At 64.1% G+C, this 15,842-nt stretch carries 12 protein-coding genes; 3 read left to right on the top strand and 9 right to left on the bottom strand.

What is annotated here, in order from left to right; translation table 11 throughout:
* Nucleotides 1-44: 44 nt before the first annotated feature.
* The 3 genes from mutM to AC3IR9_RS00330 are packed head-to-tail and all read right to left on the bottom strand — an operon-like array spanning nt 45 to nt 2,478.
* A complete protein-coding gene (gene mutM / locus AC3IR9_RS00340; protein ID WP_489293262.1) occupies nt 45-857 on the bottom strand; it encodes a bifunctional DNA-formamidopyrimidine glycosylase/DNA-(apurinic or apyrimidinic site) lyase in 813 nt (270 codons plus the stop codon).
* Nucleotides 858-900: 43 nt separating this feature from the next.
* Nucleotides 901-1,272, bottom strand: coding sequence for an EF-hand domain-containing protein (locus tag AC3IR9_RS00335; RefSeq protein ID WP_489293261.1), 372 nt, complete (start codon nt 1,270-1,272; stop codon nt 901-903).
* Between the two features lie 3 nt (nt 1,273-1,275).
* Nucleotides 1,276-2,478: a DesA family fatty acid desaturase gene (locus AC3IR9_RS00330; RefSeq protein ID WP_489293259.1), complete on the bottom strand. Its 1,203-nt coding sequence runs from the start codon at nt 2,476-2,478 to the stop codon at nt 1,276-1,278.
* Between the two features lie 149 nt (nt 2,479-2,627).
* Between AC3IR9_RS00330 and AC3IR9_RS00325 the strand changes: the two genes are divergently transcribed.
* Complete coding sequence (locus AC3IR9_RS00325) at nt 2,628-3,458, top strand: ABC transporter ATP-binding protein (RefSeq protein ID WP_489293258.1); 831 nt, start codon at nt 2,628-2,630, stop codon at nt 3,456-3,458.
* Between the two features lie 58 nt (nt 3,459-3,516).
* On the opposite strand, the gene AC3IR9_RS00320 is transcribed toward AC3IR9_RS00325, so the two are convergent.
* Together AC3IR9_RS00320 and AC3IR9_RS00315 are read right to left on the bottom strand one after the other, a co-directional pair.
* Nucleotides 3,517-4,725, bottom strand: coding sequence for a DUF4785 domain-containing protein (locus tag AC3IR9_RS00320; protein ID WP_489293257.1), 1,209 nt, complete (start codon nt 4,723-4,725; stop codon nt 3,517-3,519).
* A 10-nt stretch (nt 4,726-4,735) separates the two neighbouring features.
* Nucleotides 4,736-5,617, bottom strand: coding sequence for a lipase family protein (locus AC3IR9_RS00315; protein ID WP_489293255.1), 882 nt, complete (start codon nt 5,615-5,617; stop codon nt 4,736-4,738).
* Between the two features lie 257 nt (nt 5,618-5,874).
* On the opposite strand from AC3IR9_RS00315, the gene AC3IR9_RS00310 reads away from it, so the two are divergent.
* The gene (locus AC3IR9_RS00310; protein ID WP_489293254.1) at nt 5,875-6,726 is read left to right on the top strand and encodes an acid phosphatase; all 852 of its coding nucleotides are present in this window, start codon (nt 5,875-5,877) and stop codon (nt 6,724-6,726) included.
* 145 nt (nt 6,727-6,871) lie between these two features.
* On the opposite strand, the gene AC3IR9_RS00305 is transcribed toward AC3IR9_RS00310, so the two are convergent.
* Complete coding sequence (locus AC3IR9_RS00305) at nt 6,872-9,139, bottom strand: TonB-dependent receptor (RefSeq protein ID WP_489293253.1); 2,268 nt, start codon at nt 9,137-9,139, stop codon at nt 6,872-6,874.
* Between the two features lie 241 nt (nt 9,140-9,380).
* Here AC3IR9_RS00305 and AC3IR9_RS00300 point away from each other — a divergent pair, with 241 nt between their 5' ends.
* The gene (locus AC3IR9_RS00300) at nt 9,381-10,379 is read left to right on the top strand and encodes a patatin-like phospholipase family protein (protein WP_489293252.1); all 999 of its coding nucleotides are present in this window, start codon (nt 9,381-9,383) and stop codon (nt 10,377-10,379) included.
* 162 nt (nt 10,380-10,541) lie between these two features.
* Here the strand turns inward: AC3IR9_RS00300 and AC3IR9_RS00295 are convergent, their stop codons facing one another.
* The 3 genes from AC3IR9_RS00295 to AC3IR9_RS00285 form a co-directional block, all read right to left on the bottom strand.
* Complete coding sequence (locus AC3IR9_RS00295) at nt 10,542-11,642, bottom strand: DUF6708 domain-containing protein (protein ID WP_489293251.1); 1,101 nt, start codon at nt 11,640-11,642, stop codon at nt 10,542-10,544.
* 330 nt (nt 11,643-11,972) lie between these two features.
* Nucleotides 11,973-13,082, bottom strand: a complete 1,110-nt coding sequence (locus AC3IR9_RS00290) for a DUF6708 domain-containing protein (RefSeq protein WP_489293250.1) — start codon at nt 13,080-13,082, stop codon at nt 11,973-11,975.
* Nucleotides 13,083-15,842 carry a T6SS effector BTH_I2691 family protein gene (locus AC3IR9_RS00285; protein ID WP_489293249.1) on the bottom strand — a complete coding sequence of 920 codons (2,760 nt, stop codon included), beginning with the start codon at nt 15,840-15,842 and terminating at the stop codon, nt 13,083-13,085.

The raw sequence follows: 15,842 nt of genomic DNA, 5'->3' as shown, positions 1-15,842 counted from the left end.
TTGCCCGGACTATACCGCCGCCCAAGCGTCGTGCGCGCGATGGTTCAGCGTTGGCAGTGCCCGCACCAGACGCTGGCGCGCTGGCCGATGGTGGCGTGCCGCAACGGCCGCCCGCAATGGCGGCAGGGTTGGCCTTCCCGCCCGTAGACCAGTAGTTCCTGCTCGAAGTACCCCGGTGCCCCGTCCGGGTTGATGAAATCGCGCAGGGTGGTCCCGCCGCGGGTGATCGCATGCCCCAGGACCTGCTTCACCGCCGTGGCCAGCCGCAGGTAGCGATCGCGCGAGATCCGGCCGGCCTCGCGCAGGGGGTTGATGCCGGCCATGAACAGGCTCTCGGCGGCGTAGATGTTGCCCACGCCCACCACGATGCCCTGGTCCATCAGGAAGGTCTTCACCGGGGCCTTGCGGCCTCGGCTGCGCTGGAACAGGTACTCGCCATCGAACTCCCCGTCCAGCGGCTCCGGCCCGAGCCCGGCCAGCAGGTCATGGATTTGCCCGGCCGGCTGCCAGAGCAGGCTGCCGAACCGCCGGGGATCGTTGAAGCGCAGCAGGCGGCCGTTGTCCAGGCTGATGTCGACATGGTCATGGGCACGCACGGGGGTGTCCCCGGGCAGCACGCGCAGGCTGCCGGACATGCCCAGGTGCAGCAGCGCGCTGCCAATAGCGGTATCCAGCAGCAGGTATTTGGCGCGGCGGCGGACCCCGTTGATGGCCTGGCCGGGCAGCAGCGCGGCGATTTCATCCGGAATCGGCCAGCGCAGGTCCGGCCGGCGCAGGATCACCCCATGCACGCGGCGGCCTTCCAGGTGCGGGGCCAGGCCGCGGCGGGTGGTTTCTACTTCGGGAAGTTCGGGCATGCCGCGATTCTAGCCAGGCACCGATACCGCCGCGCGTGACTGCTCAGCGCGGAGGCGCGGCCAGTTCCTTGGCGCTCAGGTAACCATCGCCATTGGCATCCTGCTTGTGGAACCGCTGGACCAGGGTCTGGCGCTGCTGCGCGCGGGTGATCGGGGCACCTTTGCCGCCGGGCAGTTCGTCGGCACTGAGCACGCCGTCCCCATTGCGGTCCATGCGATCAAAGGCGTACAGCATCCATTGCACGTACTCCTCCTCGCTGACCCGGCCATCGCCATCGGTATCCATCCGCTGCAGGTAACTGGCGGTATCGGCCACCTGGGCCTGCAAGGCACCGGCGCACAGCAGCAGTGCCAGGCACGAAAAACGCCGCGCGAGGCGGCGTTTTCCACGCAGGGCAGGCACCCGGCACTGCATCGGTCAGTGCGCCGTCAGTGCGTAGCCCTTCAGGCGGGCCGCATAGGCCTGCAACGCGGCGATGCCACTGGCCTCGGCCTCGTGGCACCACGCCTGCAACAACCGCAGGCGCTCGGCGGCATCGTTGCCACGGGCTTCCAGCAGGGCGGCCAGGCGCGCGCGGTGTTCCACCAGTACGCGGATGCGCGGGCGCTGTTCGACCCAGCTGCTGAGCTGTTGGCGGCAATCGGGCTTGAGCCAGCGGCCGTCGTTGACCAGGCCACGCCGCATGCGCCGTGGCAGCAGCTTGCGCAGCTTGGCACCGGCCATCGCGGCCTCTTCGCGCAGGGCCGGCACGAACACGTTGCGCTGGTAGTCGGTCATGGCCTGGAAGCGGTGCGACAGCAGCGCCTTGAGGGTCTCGGCATCGGGCACGGCGATGTTCGGGCGTACGTCCATGGACGGGGCCACGCGCAGCACCTTGGCCAGACGCAGCGCCTGCAGGCCACGGATGGCGGCCCAGCCGATGTCGAACTCCCAGCGCCGCATCGAGAAACGCGCCGAGCTGGGGAAGGCGTGGTGGTTGTTGTGCAGTTCTTCCCCGCCAATCCAGAACGCCCAGGGCGTCAGGTTGGTGGAGGTATCGGCCGATTCAAAGTTGCGGTAGCCCCACCAGTGGCCGAGACCATTGACCACGCCGGCTGCCCAGAACGGAATCCATGCCATCTGGATCGCCCACAGGGCCACGCCGGGCAGGCCGAACAGCAGGCTGTTGATGGCCAGCAGCCCGACCGGGCCGAGGTTGGCGTGCGGGGTGTAGAGATGGCGTTCGATCCAGTCGTCCGGCGCGCCACGGCCGTACTGCTCGATGTCCGCGCGCATCGCGCGGGCTTCGCGGTACAGCTCCACGCCCCGCCAGAACACCATGCCGATGCCCTTGGTGACCGGGCTGTGCGGGTCTTCATCGGTCTCCACCTTGGCGTGGTGCTTGCGATGGATCGCCACCCACTCCTTGGTGATCATGGAGGTGGTCAGCCAGGTCCAGAAACGAAAGAAGTGTGCGATGACCGGGTGGAAGTCCACGCCGCGATGCGCCTGGCTGCGATGCAGGTACAAGGTGACGGCGAAGATGGTCAGCTGGGTGAACACCAGCAGCACCAACGCCATGCTCCACCAGCCGAGGCCGACGATTCCGCCGGTCAGGAAGTTGAGGAGCGTATCTAGCATCACAGGACTCCGGGCCGCGGCGGGCCAGCAGGGAAACGGTTGAAGGCAGGGACATGATGGGGCCAGACGTTGCAAACTTCACCCCTCTGGTGCGATTTTTGCGCAGTCATTCAGTTGTCTTCCTTCTTCGTGAGCATGCCCCCGCATTCATGACAGTTGCAGCCTCCCCAGCGGTCGCCACCGCCCCTGCCCCCTTGATCGAGCTGGACCGCGCCTGCGTGATCCGCGGCCAGGTCCGGGTCCTGCACGACCTCAGCCTGCGTATCGCCCAGGGCCAGCACACCGCCCTGCTCGGCCCCAACGGCTGCGGCAAATCGTCCTTCATCAAGCTGATCACCCGCGAGCTGTATCCGCTGGCGCATGCCGACGGCACGGTGGCGGTGCGCGTGCTCGGCCAGCAGCGCTGGCAGGTGGACCGGCTGCGCGCGCAGCTGGGCATCGTCACCGGCGATCTCAGCAGCAACCTGGCCGACATGCCCGGGCTGAGCGTGGAGGAAGCGGTGTTGTCGGGCTTCTTCGCCAGCTTCGTGGTGCCTCCGTTCGGCGAGGTCAGCGTCGACATGCGCCAGCGCGTGCGTGACACTCTGGCCCTGACCGGCGCACTGCCGCTGCTGTCGCGCGCCTATGCCGAGTTGTCGGCGGGCGAATCCCGGCGTGTGCTGATTGCCCGCGCGCTGGTCAACCGGCCGCAGGCGCTGCTGCTGGACGAACCCTCCACCGGGCTGGACCTGATCGCGCGCGAGCATCTGATCGCCACGATGCGCAGGCTGGCCGCCGAAGGCATCACCCTGGTGCTGGTGACCCACCACATCGAGGAGATCATCCCGGAGATCGAGCGCGTGGTACTGCTGCGCGGCGGTAGGATCGTCGCCGATGGCAGCCGTGCCGACCTGCTGCGCGACGAGCCTTTGTCGGCGGCATTCGGCGGACCGATCCAGGTGGTGGAACAGGCGGGAAGGCTGAGTGCCGTCGCGGGTTGAACGGCAACCCTCCGCGCAGCAGGAGCGGGACGCAGGCATCGCCTGCGTCCCGCTTCCCTCAGAACGTCAACGCCACCGCGCGTGACTCGATCGGCGCCATCCGGCCCTGGTCCTGCAGCTGCAGGTCGCGCAGCTCGAACGGGGCTGCATAGCCCCTCGGCAATGCCACGCTGGCGAACGGCAACGGTAGCGTCCCGCTGCCGGCCCGATCGAACCAGGCCGCGCTGTGCGCCTGCGCCACCGGATGCAGCTGGCCGTCCGGGCCGGTGGCGTAGAGCGTGCCGCGCACCTCATAACGCCCCGGCGCGCCAATCTGCAACGGCAGCTGCAGCGTACGCGCCGCCGCGTCCACCTCGACCTGCCCGCTGAACCGCGCCGTCGGCTGGGCGACCGCGAAGGCGACCTTGGCATCGCGCTGCACCCCCGTGGCACTGACGAACGCCTGCAACTCCCACAACCCCTGCATCGTGCCGACATCCTGCGGTATCGCCACGCGCGCGTGCAGCCCGTCCTTGCCCGCCACCAACGGCACCGGCCAGCTGCGCCCATCCGGTGCCACCAGCAGTGCCTCGCCGGCGGCTGGCAGTGCCCGGCCGCCCGGCGTGGCACCGTTCAATGCAGCGCGGCCGCCGTCATCGAGCAGCCGTACGCTCAGTGCCATGCTGCCCCCGGCGAGCACCTGCTGGCCGCTTGCCTGCACCTGCAATGCCACCGTGCTGTTGGGCTCCAGCACCTGCACCACGTAGCGGCCCTGGGCTTGTGCACTCTGCAACCGATAGGTGCCCACGGCCGCACTGCGCCCGGTACGCACCATCGCGCTGCCCTGCGCCACGGTCATCCCGGCCGCGCGCAGCTGCTGCGCATCTACTACTTTGTCCACCGCCAACGCGCCGGCCGGATCACGTACCTGCCACTGCTCCGGCGCGAGCGCACGTGCGCCCTGCACCGGGCTGACCTGGATCACCGCGTCCGGCGCGGTGAGCGGCAGGTCCAGGCCGCGCTGCAGGCCGGCGGCGTCCACCATTTCCCAATAGCTGCGGCTGGTCGCCACGAACGGCGTGGGCGCGGCCAGGGCCCGGGTCGGATCCAGCGCCCAGGCGAAGCTCACCGGGGCGCGTTCGATCGCCCCGGCGGGCAGCACGGCGTGCTCCACCCTGGAGGCGACCTGGTCGCTGCTGCGGGCGGGCAACAACGGCTGTGCGGCCTGTAGCGGGAGCGCCACGAGGGCGGCAGCCACGGCAGCGGCAATGCTCAGTCTTGACGTCATGGCGTGCTCCTCAGAGGGTCAGGTCGTTGCGCAGGATCGTGCCGAGGCCGAAGCACTCGCGGCGGCTCTGGTTGTGGCTGAGCGGCTCGGCGCCGTTGGTGCGCGCCTTGTCGGTGAACCACAGCGTGCCGGCGGCTTTCTGGCTGCTGCACTCCAGGAAGCCATCCGAGCAGCTGTTCAACCAGTTCTGGGTGAACTCCAGGCCGACGTTCTGCGCATAGCCGCCGCAGTAGCTGTTGCTGTCCCACACCGCTGATTCCACGTCCGAACCCACCATCGCGCGGAACGGCTTGGGCAACGCCGGCCGCCCGGCCGTGCCGTACAGGTTCTGTGCGTTGTAGGTGGCCATGTGGCCCACCTGCTGCTGGCGCACCGCATCGCTCTTGTAGCCCAGCAACCAGCCCACCGAGGTTTCAAACGTGTTGCCGTTGAGGGCGGCATCGGCCAGCGGCGTGCCGGCCGACGACGGTGCCAGCGCGGTGACCTTGCTGATGGTCTGGATCAGCCTGGGGTAGCGGCTGTCGTAGGTGGGATTGGAGAGGATCCAGCGCACCACGTTGCCGCCGTTGGAATGGGTGATCACCACCAGCTTGGTGATGCCACGGCTGTTGATGAAACTGGTGAGCTGCCCGGCCAGGCAACCGGCCGCTTCGGGCTTCCACATGTACTGTTCAAAATCGCAGTTCACCACCGTGTAGTTGCTGCTGTTGGGCAGCCCCTGGCGCACGGTGTCGATGATTGCCGGCTGCCAGTAGTCCGTACGCGCATCGGTCTGGTTGCCGGTGCCATGGACGAACGCCAGCCCCACCACGTCGGCCGCGTGCGCACCGCCGCAGGCCAGCATCATGCCCAGGGCGATCGTGCCGCCCGTCCTTCCCGCATTGCTTCGCATCCGCTGTCTCCCTTGCAGGTTGTCCCCCTGATCTGCGGCGCTATCGCGTTGCCCTGCGATGGATCTATCCACAGGGATATGACCGGTGATGGCGCCTTGGGCGAACCTATGTCGCGCCGCAGTCGAAGTCCGTGAACCAGTTGGGGGTTTTCGTCATCCGCGCACCGGGCATGCCGTCTCTGGCCGCATGACCAACGGCTACTGTCGCGGCCACGTGAAGCTGCGATCATGCCACTCCCCCTTCCCGAGACCTGCCGATGTCCACGTCCCTGCGCTCTCCCGCGGTGCTGCGCCCCGTGCTGGCCACCGCCCTGCTGGCCGCCCTGGCCGGCTGTTCGTCGACCACGGCGCCGCGCACCACGGCCGTGGAATCGTCGGTGACCACCAAGGCGGTGGGCTACCTGCCGCCCGAGGCCGTTCCGGCCAGCCTGGCGTTGGTACCCGCGCCCCCGGCAGCCGGGTCGGCCGGCTTTGCACTGGACGAACAGGTCAGCGTGGAGGCCCGCGCGCTGCGCGGCAGCGCACGCTTCGACCAGGCCCATCGCGATGCCGAGCTGGGCTTCCCGGCCGGTGCCAACCAGTTCACCTGCGCTATCGACGTGGACGTGGACGCAGTGAAGACGCCCGCGCTGTACCGCCTGCTGGAGCGCAGCCGGATCGATGCCAGTGCCGCCACGCGCACGGCCAAGAAGCACTACCAGCGCGCGCGCCCGTTCATGGTCAACGGTGAGCCCACGTGCAGCCCGGAAGATGAGCAGGACCTGCGCGGCAACGGCTCCTACCCGTCCGGCCATACGTCAATCGGCTGGGCCTGGGCGCTGATCCTGTCGGAAATCGTGCCCGACCGCGCCGACGCCATCCAGGCCCGCGGGCGCAACTACGGCGAGAGCCGCCTGGTGTGCAACGTGCACTGGCAGAGCGACATCCTCGAAGGGCGTTTCATGGGGGCCGCGGCGGTGGCACGGCTGCATGACAATGCCGCGTTCAACCACGACCTGGTTGCCGCGCGCCGGGAGATCACCGCCGCGCGCAGGGCCGGGCTGCATTCCAGCCGTGATTGTGCGGCCGAGGAAGCGGTGCTGAAGGTGCGCCCGGCCAGCGCGCTGTAAGCGGCGGGTACGGCGGAGCCTTGTATGACGGCAGAAGGCGCGGATTTCTCCGCGCCTTCTGCGTAGTGCAGCGTACCCACCAACGGTGGGTACCTACCGCTTGAAACGTACCCACCAACGGTGGGCACATACCCGCTTGGGTCGATCAGAACTTCGCGGTGAACTCGACGCCAAACGTGCGCGGTTCGTTGAGGAAGCCGGTCAGGTTGTTGAAGTCGATCGCACCGACCACACGCACCTGGTCGGTCAGGTTGCGGCCGTACACGGCAACGTCGTACTGGCCGTAATCCCAGTTGTAACCGACGCGCAGGCCACCTTCCAGCGATGAGCGACCCCGGAACTCGGGCGACTCGTAAAGGAAGAAGTTGACCTCGCTGCGGTAGGCCCAGTCGGTGTACACATACAGCTCGCTGGCATCGTTGACCGGGAAGCCGGCACGCAGGGTCAGGTTATGGATCCACTTGGGCGCCTGCGGCAGGGAATTGCCGTTGACCAGCGCGTAGGTGGCGCCATCGATGACCGTGGTCGGATCGGTGATGGTGCAGCCGCCGCCGCAGATCGCCACCGCCAGGTCGCGGTCCTTGATCTCGGTATCGTTGTAGCTGCTGCCCAGGGTCAGCAGCACGTGGTCGGTCAGGTAGGCTTCGAAGTCCAGCTCGACGCCCTGGCCGAGGGTCTTGTCAGCGTTGAGCAGGGTGGCGGTGTTGTTGCTGCCACCCACCGCGATCAACTGCTGGCCATCCACGTTGTAGCGGAACACGTTGAAGCCCAGGCGCGCGCGACGGTCGAACAGGTCGGCCTTGATGCCGGCCTCGTAGGAGATCACCTTCTCCGAATCGGCCTGCGACACGCCACCGAAGGCCAGCCGGCCCTGGATGGACGGGGCACGGAAGCCCTTGGCCACACGGGCGTAGGCGTTGAGGTTGTCGGTGATCTGGTAGACACCGCTCAGGTCCCAGCTGACATCGTCAACGTCGGTCTTGGCGATGTAGGGGCCACTCACTGGCGTACCGAACGGCACCGCCTGCAGCACACTGGCGCTGAAGTCCTTCTTGTCCTGGGTGTAACGCACGCCACCGCGCAGCTTGAAGCGCTCGGTCACGTCGAAATCGCCGGAGGCAAATACCGCCCACGCCTTGTTGCGCTGCTGCTGCACCGCATGCCCGGTCTGCGGATTGCCCGGGACCAGCGAGTCGTAGTTGAAGCTGTCGATGGTGACGTCTTCATCGAAGTAGAACACGCCGGCCTGCCAATCGAAGCGACCCCATTCGTTGGATTCCACGCGGAATTCCTGGGTCCACTGGCGGTGGCTGGGCAGGCCATCGGCCGACTCGGAGGCGAACGGAATCACGCCCGGACCGTAGTTGCCCGGGCCCAGGAACGCAGCGCCGTAGCCGCCGTCGATGTCGCCGTGGTTGAGCGATTCGGCGGTTTCATAGCCGGTGATCGAGTGCAGGGTGACCCGGCCCAAGTCCCACTTCAGGCGCGCGCTGCCGCCCCAGGTTTCCAGCTCGGAGAAGTTCTGCCCGTCGGTGGACACTTCATCACGGTCGAAGTTCTCGACCAGCTGGTTGGTGCCCGGCTTGAGGATGTTGGCGCGGAACAGGCGCGCGGTGCCGTTGAGCTTGCGCTTGTGCAGGTTGAACAGCGCCTCGAAATCATCGCCTTCGTACAGGAACTGCACGCGCGCGGCGGCTTCGTCATAGCCTTCAAAACCCTGCGCCGGCGCGTTGGCGCGGGTGTTGGTGACCCAGTCGTCGCGGCGCTGGTACAACGCCGACACACGGGCCGACCAGCGATCGGTCAGCGGGCCACCGTAGGCGGCCTGGGTGTTCCAGGTGTTGTAGCTGCCGTAGGCCACCTTGATGTACCCATCGGCATCCTGCGAGGGGCGCGCCGAATCGAACTTGACCACCCCGGCCGGGGTATTGCGGCCGAACAGCGTGCCCTGCGGGCCACGCAGCACTTCCACGCCGGCCAGGTCGAAGATCGGGAAGCCCTTCAGCAGCGGGCTTTCCTGCACCACGTCGTCATAGATCAGCGACACCGGCTGGGAAGCATTGAGGTCGAAGTCAGTGTTGCCCAGGCCGCGGATGTAGAAGCGCGGGAAGGCACGTCCGTAGGACGATTCGATGTTCAGGCTGGGCACGCGCGCGGACAGGAAGCGGATGTCGTCGCCGGCCGAACCGAGCACATCGAGCTTCTCGCCCTGGATGGCCGAGATCGAGACCGGCACGTCCTTGGCGTTTTCGACGCGGCGCTGGGCCGTCACCTGCAGGGTATCCAGTGCGACCGGATCCTTGGTGGCGGGGGCGTCCTGGGCTGCGGCCGTCAACGGCAGCAGGGCGGCAAGGGCGAGGGCGAGCGGATGCACGGACGCAATACGACCGTGGGCAGTGCGGTTCGGGAACATGGCGATTAGGCTGTGTTGGGAGGGGTGGTGGACCGGCGCTACCAAACAATTGTTGCAGTACAACAACAACGTCGCAAATTCCGGCCATTCATTACCAAGTTCCCGCCCCCCCGATGTGAAGGCCATCGGCGGAGCCAAGTGTGATCCGGATCGCTGAATACCATCGCGACCGGCCCTGCCCGGCCCGCCACCGCTTCGGTATGCTGGCGGCCTCGATGCCCATTCACTTTCTGCCACGCCGATGAAATCACTGCACCGTATTCGCCTGACGCTGTCCGTTGCCCTGCTCGGCCTGCTGGCCGGTTGCGGCGGTGACCCCGTACGCCCGACCCCGCCACCGGTGGCCACGCCCGTAGGCCAGGCCAAGCCGGTCCGGATCGGCATCGCACTGGGCGGCGGCGCGGCCAAGGGCTTTGCCCACATCGGCGTGATCAAGATGCTGGAAGCCAATGGTTTCGAGCCGGTCGTCGTTTCCGGCACCAGCGCCGGCAGCGTGGTCGGCGCGCTGTATGCCAGCGGCATGGATGCTTTCCAGATGCAGTCCAAGGCCGTGGCCCTGGATGAGGCCAGCATCCGCGACGTGCGCCTGTTCTCCGGTGGCCTGGTACAGGGCCAGAAACTACAGGACTACGTCAACGCGCAGGTGGGCAACCGCCCGGCCGAGAAACTGAAGAAGCCCTTCGCCGCGGTGGCCACCAACCTGGACACCGGCGACCGCGCGGTGTTCGTGCGCGGCAACGTTGGTCAGGCCGTGCGCGCCTCCAGCAGCATTCCGGGGGTGTTCGAGCCGGTGAAGATCGGCAAGAACAGCTTCGTCGACGGCGGCGTGGTCAGCCCGGTGCCGGTGGACGCCGCCCGCCAGCTGGGCGCGGATTTCGTCATCGCCGTGGACATCTCCAGCAAGGCCAGCGGCAAGTCGCCGACCGGCATGCTCGGCATCGTCAACCAGTCGATCGCGATCATGGGCCAGCGCCTGGGCGAGCAGGAGCTGGCGCGCGCGGACATCATTATCCGGCCCAAGGTGCTGGATATCGGCGCGGCCGATTTCAGCCAGCGCGGTTACGCGATCCTGGAAGGCGAGAAAGCCGCGATGGCGGCGATGCCGCAGATCCGCGCGAAGGTGCAGCAGTTGCAGCGGGCGCGTGCTGCGGCAGCGGCACCGGCACCGCCGAAGCCCAAATGCGAGGCGCCCTCACGCGTGGGCAAGCTGATGGGCCGCAAGGAAAAGTGCGAGAACTGAGGCGCGGGTAGCGGGCGATTGGCCGCGCCTGACCGGCGTATCGATTGGCGCACCGACGGGGTAGTGCCGACCAGGTGGAGCCGATGTAGAGCCGACTGTTAGTCGGCTGCGCGTCATGCCTGAATCGAGAGCAGCCGACTAACAGTCGGCTCTACATCGGCTCTACGTCGGTTCTACGCCTGAAACAGGGCCGTGCGTGCCATCTGCCGGGTTGTCGACGACCTTGATTGCCGACGCCCGGAGCTTGGCGGCGACCTCCGGGCCGTAGTCATCTGCCGTGGTGAGTTTGGGGACGGGTTCGCCGGGCAACCCTGCGCGACGCATAATCCTGGGCCACCAAGTGGGCCAGCACAGCAGCAGTGATAGCCAGTGGCAGATGCTGTGTAGCAGCAACAGGGGCGATAGCAGCAAAGCGAACGTGAGTAAAAGTCCCTTGTCACCAGTGCGCCACGAAGGGGCGAGGAAGCGCAAGGTTGAGCGAACCGAATCCCAGGGCCAGGGAAACAATGCTCGCAGGCGCGTCGGCGTTGGCACCGCATCGGGGCCTTCTTCCATGTACAGACGAATGTACTCCCAGAGAGCTTCCGCGCTGCCGCGATCGTCCAAGGCACCGCCGATCATACAGAGATCGTCGAAGCCGGCACCGGTGTTCTGCGATGGCCATCCCAAGAGCAACTTGCCGTCGCCTGCCATGCTGCCTGCCTCGCTTCCGCCCATCTCAGGAACGGCCGCTTGCCACGGAAAGGTTACAAGGCCGCCCGCGTAGTTGGGTCGATTTATGTGAACTTGACGAGTAACCCTGTTGAATCGCACCACTAAACGACGCTGGACAAACATCTCCAACCTAAGCCACCGCCAACATTTTCCAAAAAATATGGAATTTGCAGCAACCCATATGATTACCAAAATCGGTATTAACAAATACCCATCCGTTGAGAGCGGGCGCCCCATAGGACTGATACCCGAGAAAAGAACTCCAATGCCTGGAACTACGACGCCCAGCAGGAAAATATACTGCCACGCATACATCAACCCTAGAAATGCGAACGTAAGCAAACCTCGCCTATCCTCTTGCCACGCCCCCTGAAGATCAATGTACCTATGGTTCGTGGAAAATAACGCGTACTCGTCGGATGGCGCCACAGGAGTCTTTCCAGAAACCGAAAAATTAATTTTCGGATCACTCGATCCAACTTCTGCATCATAAACTTTTTCCTGCTTGTGAAATTTTCCCTTCCAGCAGAACATCTCAAGAATGTACATTTATTATTGCCCTTCTTTTGAGAGCTGCACTATCGTCGCAAGCTCTTCTGTTGAACCCCCATATCCTCTACTTCGCCTGTAGCTTCTGAACACACTTTTTCACACCAATTTTCGAAATCGTCGGGAGTAATAAAAACGATAAGAATAGATAGTGCTATCGCGGCCCAGCCTAGCCGCCCACCCCAAACCCTGAGCATCAACATCAAGGCTTCGTGTGCCGCCAAGCGAGCGGCTAAGCTACTTGCAACACGGAGGCAGGCACGGATTGATGCGGTGGGCGAACTTTCCATCCCGCTCCGCGTACAGAAGCATGCGAGTGCCGCGCGTGGGTCATGGCCGCGTTTCAGATGCCGCGGTGTCGATGCACGGGACGGTACTGTCGCAGCCCCTCTCGACGAATTTGGTCGCCGAAGCCCTGAGCTTGGCGGCTACTTCTGGGCCGTAGTCGTCTGCCGTGGTGAGCTTGGGGACAGGCGCACCGGGCAATCCTGCGCGACGAATGATCCTGGGCCACCACGTGGGCCAACAAAGGAGTAGAGATAGCCAGTGACAGACAGCATGTATCAACAACAGCGGAGAAAGCAGCAGCGCGCCCGTCAGCAGGAGTCCCTTGTCTCCAGTGCGCCATGAGGGGGCAAGAAAGCTCAGCGTTGACCGGACAGAATCCCAGGGCCAAGGGAAAGCGGATCTCAGATGCGCCGGCCGCGGCACTGCGTCAGGGCCCTCTTCCATGTAGCGACGAATGTACTCCCAGAGCGCTTCAGCGCTACCACGGTCGTCCAGAGTGCCGCCGATCATGCAGAGATCGTCAAATCCGGCACCCGTGTAATGCGACGGCCACGCAAGGAGCAATGTGCCATCACCCGCACTGCTACCAGGTTCGCTTCCGCCCATCTCTGGGACGACAGCCTCCCATGGAAAGGTTACAAGCCCGCCTGCGTAGTTGGGTCGATTGATGTGGACCTGACGAGTCAGCCTGTTGAATCGCACCACCAGACGGCGCTGAACGAATATCTCCAGTCTTAGCCAGCGCCAGCAGTACCTAAAAAACACGGCGTTGATCGCAACCCACATAAGCGCCAAAAGCGGTATGAAAAAATATGCCTCTGACGACGCCGGTTGCCCGAGAGGGCCGACGCCTCTTAGAAGTCCCACAAGACCTGGACCCACCGTATCCAGCATGAACATGTACTGCCAGACATATATAAAGCCCAGAAAAACAAGAGTGATCAAACCCCGCTTATCTTCCTGCCAGGCGGCCTGAACATCCATGTATCTTTCATTCATGGCAAAGACAGCGTGTTCGTCGGACGGTGGTGTCTGAGTGACATCAGACACCCGGACATGGTCATTGAACTCAGCCAGCTCGACCTCGAGGTCCGCAGTATCTGATACTGCGTGAAACTTACCTGTCCAGCAGAACATCTCCAAAATGTACATTTACGAACCACCTCTACCTAATAGTTGGAAAATCGCCGCAAGCTCTTCTGCTGAATTTTTGTATCCACTTCTTGACCTGTAGCGCCTAAAGACACTTTTTTCGCACCAATCCTCGAAATCGTCGGGGCTGATGAGGACGATCAAGATTGATAGTGCGACTGCGGCCCAGCCAAGGCGAGCGCCCCAAACCCTGAGCATTAGCATCACTGCTTCATAGGCCGCTAAACGAGCGGCCGCATTGCTTACGATGCGGAGAAAGGTTCGGATTGATGCATTGCGGGACCTCTCCATCATTGCTCGCAGGTGCGGTGCAGACCCGGCAAATGCCACGGTGATCGACAGCACAGCAGCAGAAGTTGAAACAACTGCTCGCGATGCATAAGCGACAGTAAGAACGAACTTTTCACGTCTGAACATCTCTCCGAGAGAGGCCGCATCCAGGATTGCGCCCAGCAATCCCGCCAAGCCGACTAGAAATCCGCCGTGCAATCCCAATCGTCCTTTCCATGCGCTGAAGTACAGGGCCATTGGGCTTCCGGGCTGTGCGTTACCCGATATCCAGCCCGCCGCGCCCTCAGCCAACGCGACGACTCCACCGGCCAACACCATCCCCGACGCAATGAGCTCCGCTCCCTCCCGGCTCACCGCATCATCAGCAGTGAGTCGCTTTCCCTTTATGATGAAGTTCACCGACTCAAAGAGCGTGGCCATCAGCAGTACGCGACCTTGATACGTTCCGCCCGTCCTGCCTTTGGCAATTTCGATCCCCACTCCATCGCGAATGGCGGTCCGCACCTGTCCCTGCCAGTACTGTGACATCGCGCCCGCAGTGAGACTGGAGTGGAAGGATCCAATGGGGATCCCTTGCGCGTACGAGCCCATCCTAAGCTGCATGAGCTTGACGAGAACCTTCAGATAAGCCTGATCAGCTTTTGAAGTTGTCGCGGTTGAGAGCAACACGCGCCCCCAACTCGCATACCACGCCATGGATACCCCGATCAGGTTGCGTTTGAACCAGAGGACCTGACCGGCTTCCTCGCATGCACGGAGCACTGCGTCTGCCTTGTCGAACAGCTCAAGTACCTTTGCTGCCGCTCCATTCGTAGAGGCCACTATCGCCCACTCGTCCTCCTGCTTCTTGGAGCCTCGTGCGATCTCCAAGGCGTTGGCGAGTTCCTTTGCGAGCGGCAGGTGGTTGTGTACGAAAACACGCCAGACGAGATTCCTTTCGTCGAGTGCCCCATCACTTCCGTGAGCATTCTGTGCCGCGCTCCACCAGGTATCCACTGCCTGTCTGGACGCTTCATCAGCGTCCATTCCATTGGTCGCCAATCCCACCTGGATGGCGAAGGCCCATCCATATATGAGGTCGTTCTGATCGTAGCTCCGCAATGCGAGAACGAGCATCTGGCTCTGCACCCATGCCAGATGATCCACGGCGCGCGCCTGCATGGCGCGCTCGCAACCTTCAGCCCTCTCATCGAAATCGACAAGAATGCTCACCTGAGTACCATCCAGGCTCGCTTCGGCCTGTTGAAATCGCTTGAGCGCGCGCAGCCTAGCTGCCTCGATCTCGGCAGCTCGGATTCCCAGGGGATCGGCTTCCTTGGTCATCTTGACGATCTCGATCATCGGCCCGGGATCGAGCGCACCTCGCATACCTGCCTGCGCTTCAAGGTCACGAATGGTCCTGTCGTACGCATGGTTGGTGGCATCCGTCGCGGATTGTTCCGCTGCCTTGATTCGCCCAGACAGAAGCCCCTCCCGTATGTCCGCGTACTGTCGCGCAGCCAGGTACTTCCATTGGTTATCAACGCCGTGCTTGTCGACGGCGTGCATCCACTCCTCCATCCCCTCCATGGCGCGGTTGCGCCACGCATTGAGCTCCTGGGTAATGCCGATGGCATCCTGAAGCGCAATGCCAACCCCATTTTCCCGCTGCAGCAACTCAAGGCTCTCCCTCAGAACGGGTAGCGATGCGTTCAAGCGGGATTGATAGAACGGACCGCGCTGGTCGTCGCTGAACATCGGTGGCAACGGAGGGTCTTGTGAGTCGCACAGCGCTGGGAACGCCTGCTCGTCGAGCGCCCGGATCATCGGAACATGTCCCACCGAGTAACCCGCTATCTGCGTGGCAACCGCGTACTCCATTGCGAAGTAGGAAATCGTGGTAGGAGTCAGTGTGTATTGCCCGCTCTCACCTTGATCCACCCACTTCTGCGGACTGAATGCCTGCACGGTTCCATCGGCAAGAAGCGCTTCGGTCCGCGCAAGCAGCGCTTCTTCCTTGCTCGCGGACAGCGGGTCCGGCGTGAACAGCCAATACGTCATGCTGACTTCTTCTGGCGCGTCAATGGCAACCATCAGTGCGTTGGGCGAGCTGGCCATCCGCTGGCAGGCCATATCCGAGGTCTTCCTTCCCGGCGGCGCGCCACGGAAGCGCATCAGGCGACCGCTTGGCCTGATGTAGTAGCTGTCGATGTACTTGAGCCCGTTACGTACAAGTACGATGTAGATGTAGCCCTCTCTCATCATTCGTATGGCGTACTTGCTGCGGCTCAGCGCAGGCAGTGAGTCGCCGGAAGAGGCACTGAGCGCGGGAATCCCATCGAGGATTGCTGCGTCATCACTGCAGAATGCGGAGTATCGGAAGGGATGCACAAGCAATCCTGGCTTGTCGCAGTTCATGCAGGCGCCCTGCTCGCAGGGCGACACCGACGTGACCGCCGATGCCGCGATCTTGTTTTTCATCGTCCACAT

The sequence above is a fragment of the Stenotrophomonas sp. GL_101 genome, from assembly GCF_057835675.1.
Note: the sequence above shows the minus strand (reverse complement) of the source record. Positions and strands in the feature narration are given on the sequence as shown.

What these genes read in the sequence shown, in the direction of transcription:
- AC3IR9_RS00320 (WP_489293257.1), bottom strand. Translation starts at nt 4,725, where the DNA reads ATGACGTCAAGACTGAGCATTGCCGCTGCCGTGGCTGCCGCCCTCGTG.
- AC3IR9_RS00315 (WP_489293255.1), bottom strand. Translation starts at nt 5,617, where the DNA reads ATGCGAAGCAATGCGGGAAGGACGGGCGGCACGATCGCCCTGGGCATG.
- AC3IR9_RS00330 (WP_489293259.1), bottom strand. Translation starts at nt 2,478, where the DNA reads ATGCTAGATACGCTCCTCAACTTCCTGACCGGCGGAATCGTCGGCCTC.
- AC3IR9_RS00300 (WP_489293252.1), top strand. Translation starts at nt 9,381, where the DNA reads ATGAAATCACTGCACCGTATTCGCCTGACGCTGTCCGTTGCCCTGCTC.
- AC3IR9_RS00285 (WP_489293249.1), bottom strand. Translation starts at nt 15,842, where the DNA reads ATGTGGACGATGAAAAACAAGATCGCGGCATCGGCGGTCACGTCGGTG.
- AC3IR9_RS00325 (WP_489293258.1), top strand. Translation starts at nt 2,628, where the DNA reads ATGACAGTTGCAGCCTCCCCAGCGGTCGCCACCGCCCCTGCCCCCTTG.
- mutM (WP_489293262.1), bottom strand. Translation starts at nt 857, where the DNA reads ATGCCCGAACTTCCCGAAGTAGAAACCACCCGCCGCGGCCTGGCCCCG.
- AC3IR9_RS00335 (WP_489293261.1), bottom strand. Translation starts at nt 1,272, where the DNA reads ATGCAGTGCCGGGTGCCTGCCCTGCGTGGAAAACGCCGCCTCGCGCGG.
- AC3IR9_RS00310 (WP_489293254.1), top strand. Translation starts at nt 5,875, where the DNA reads ATGTCCACGTCCCTGCGCTCTCCCGCGGTGCTGCGCCCCGTGCTGGCC.
- AC3IR9_RS00295 (WP_489293251.1), bottom strand. Translation starts at nt 11,642, where the DNA reads ATGTACATTCTTGAGATGTTCTGCTGGAAGGGAAAATTTCACAAGCAG.
- AC3IR9_RS00290 (WP_489293250.1), bottom strand. Translation starts at nt 13,082, where the DNA reads ATGTACATTTTGGAGATGTTCTGCTGGACAGGTAAGTTTCACGCAGTA.
- AC3IR9_RS00305 (WP_489293253.1), bottom strand. Translation starts at nt 9,139, where the DNA reads ATGTTCCCGAACCGCACTGCCCACGGTCGTATTGCGTCCGTGCATCCG.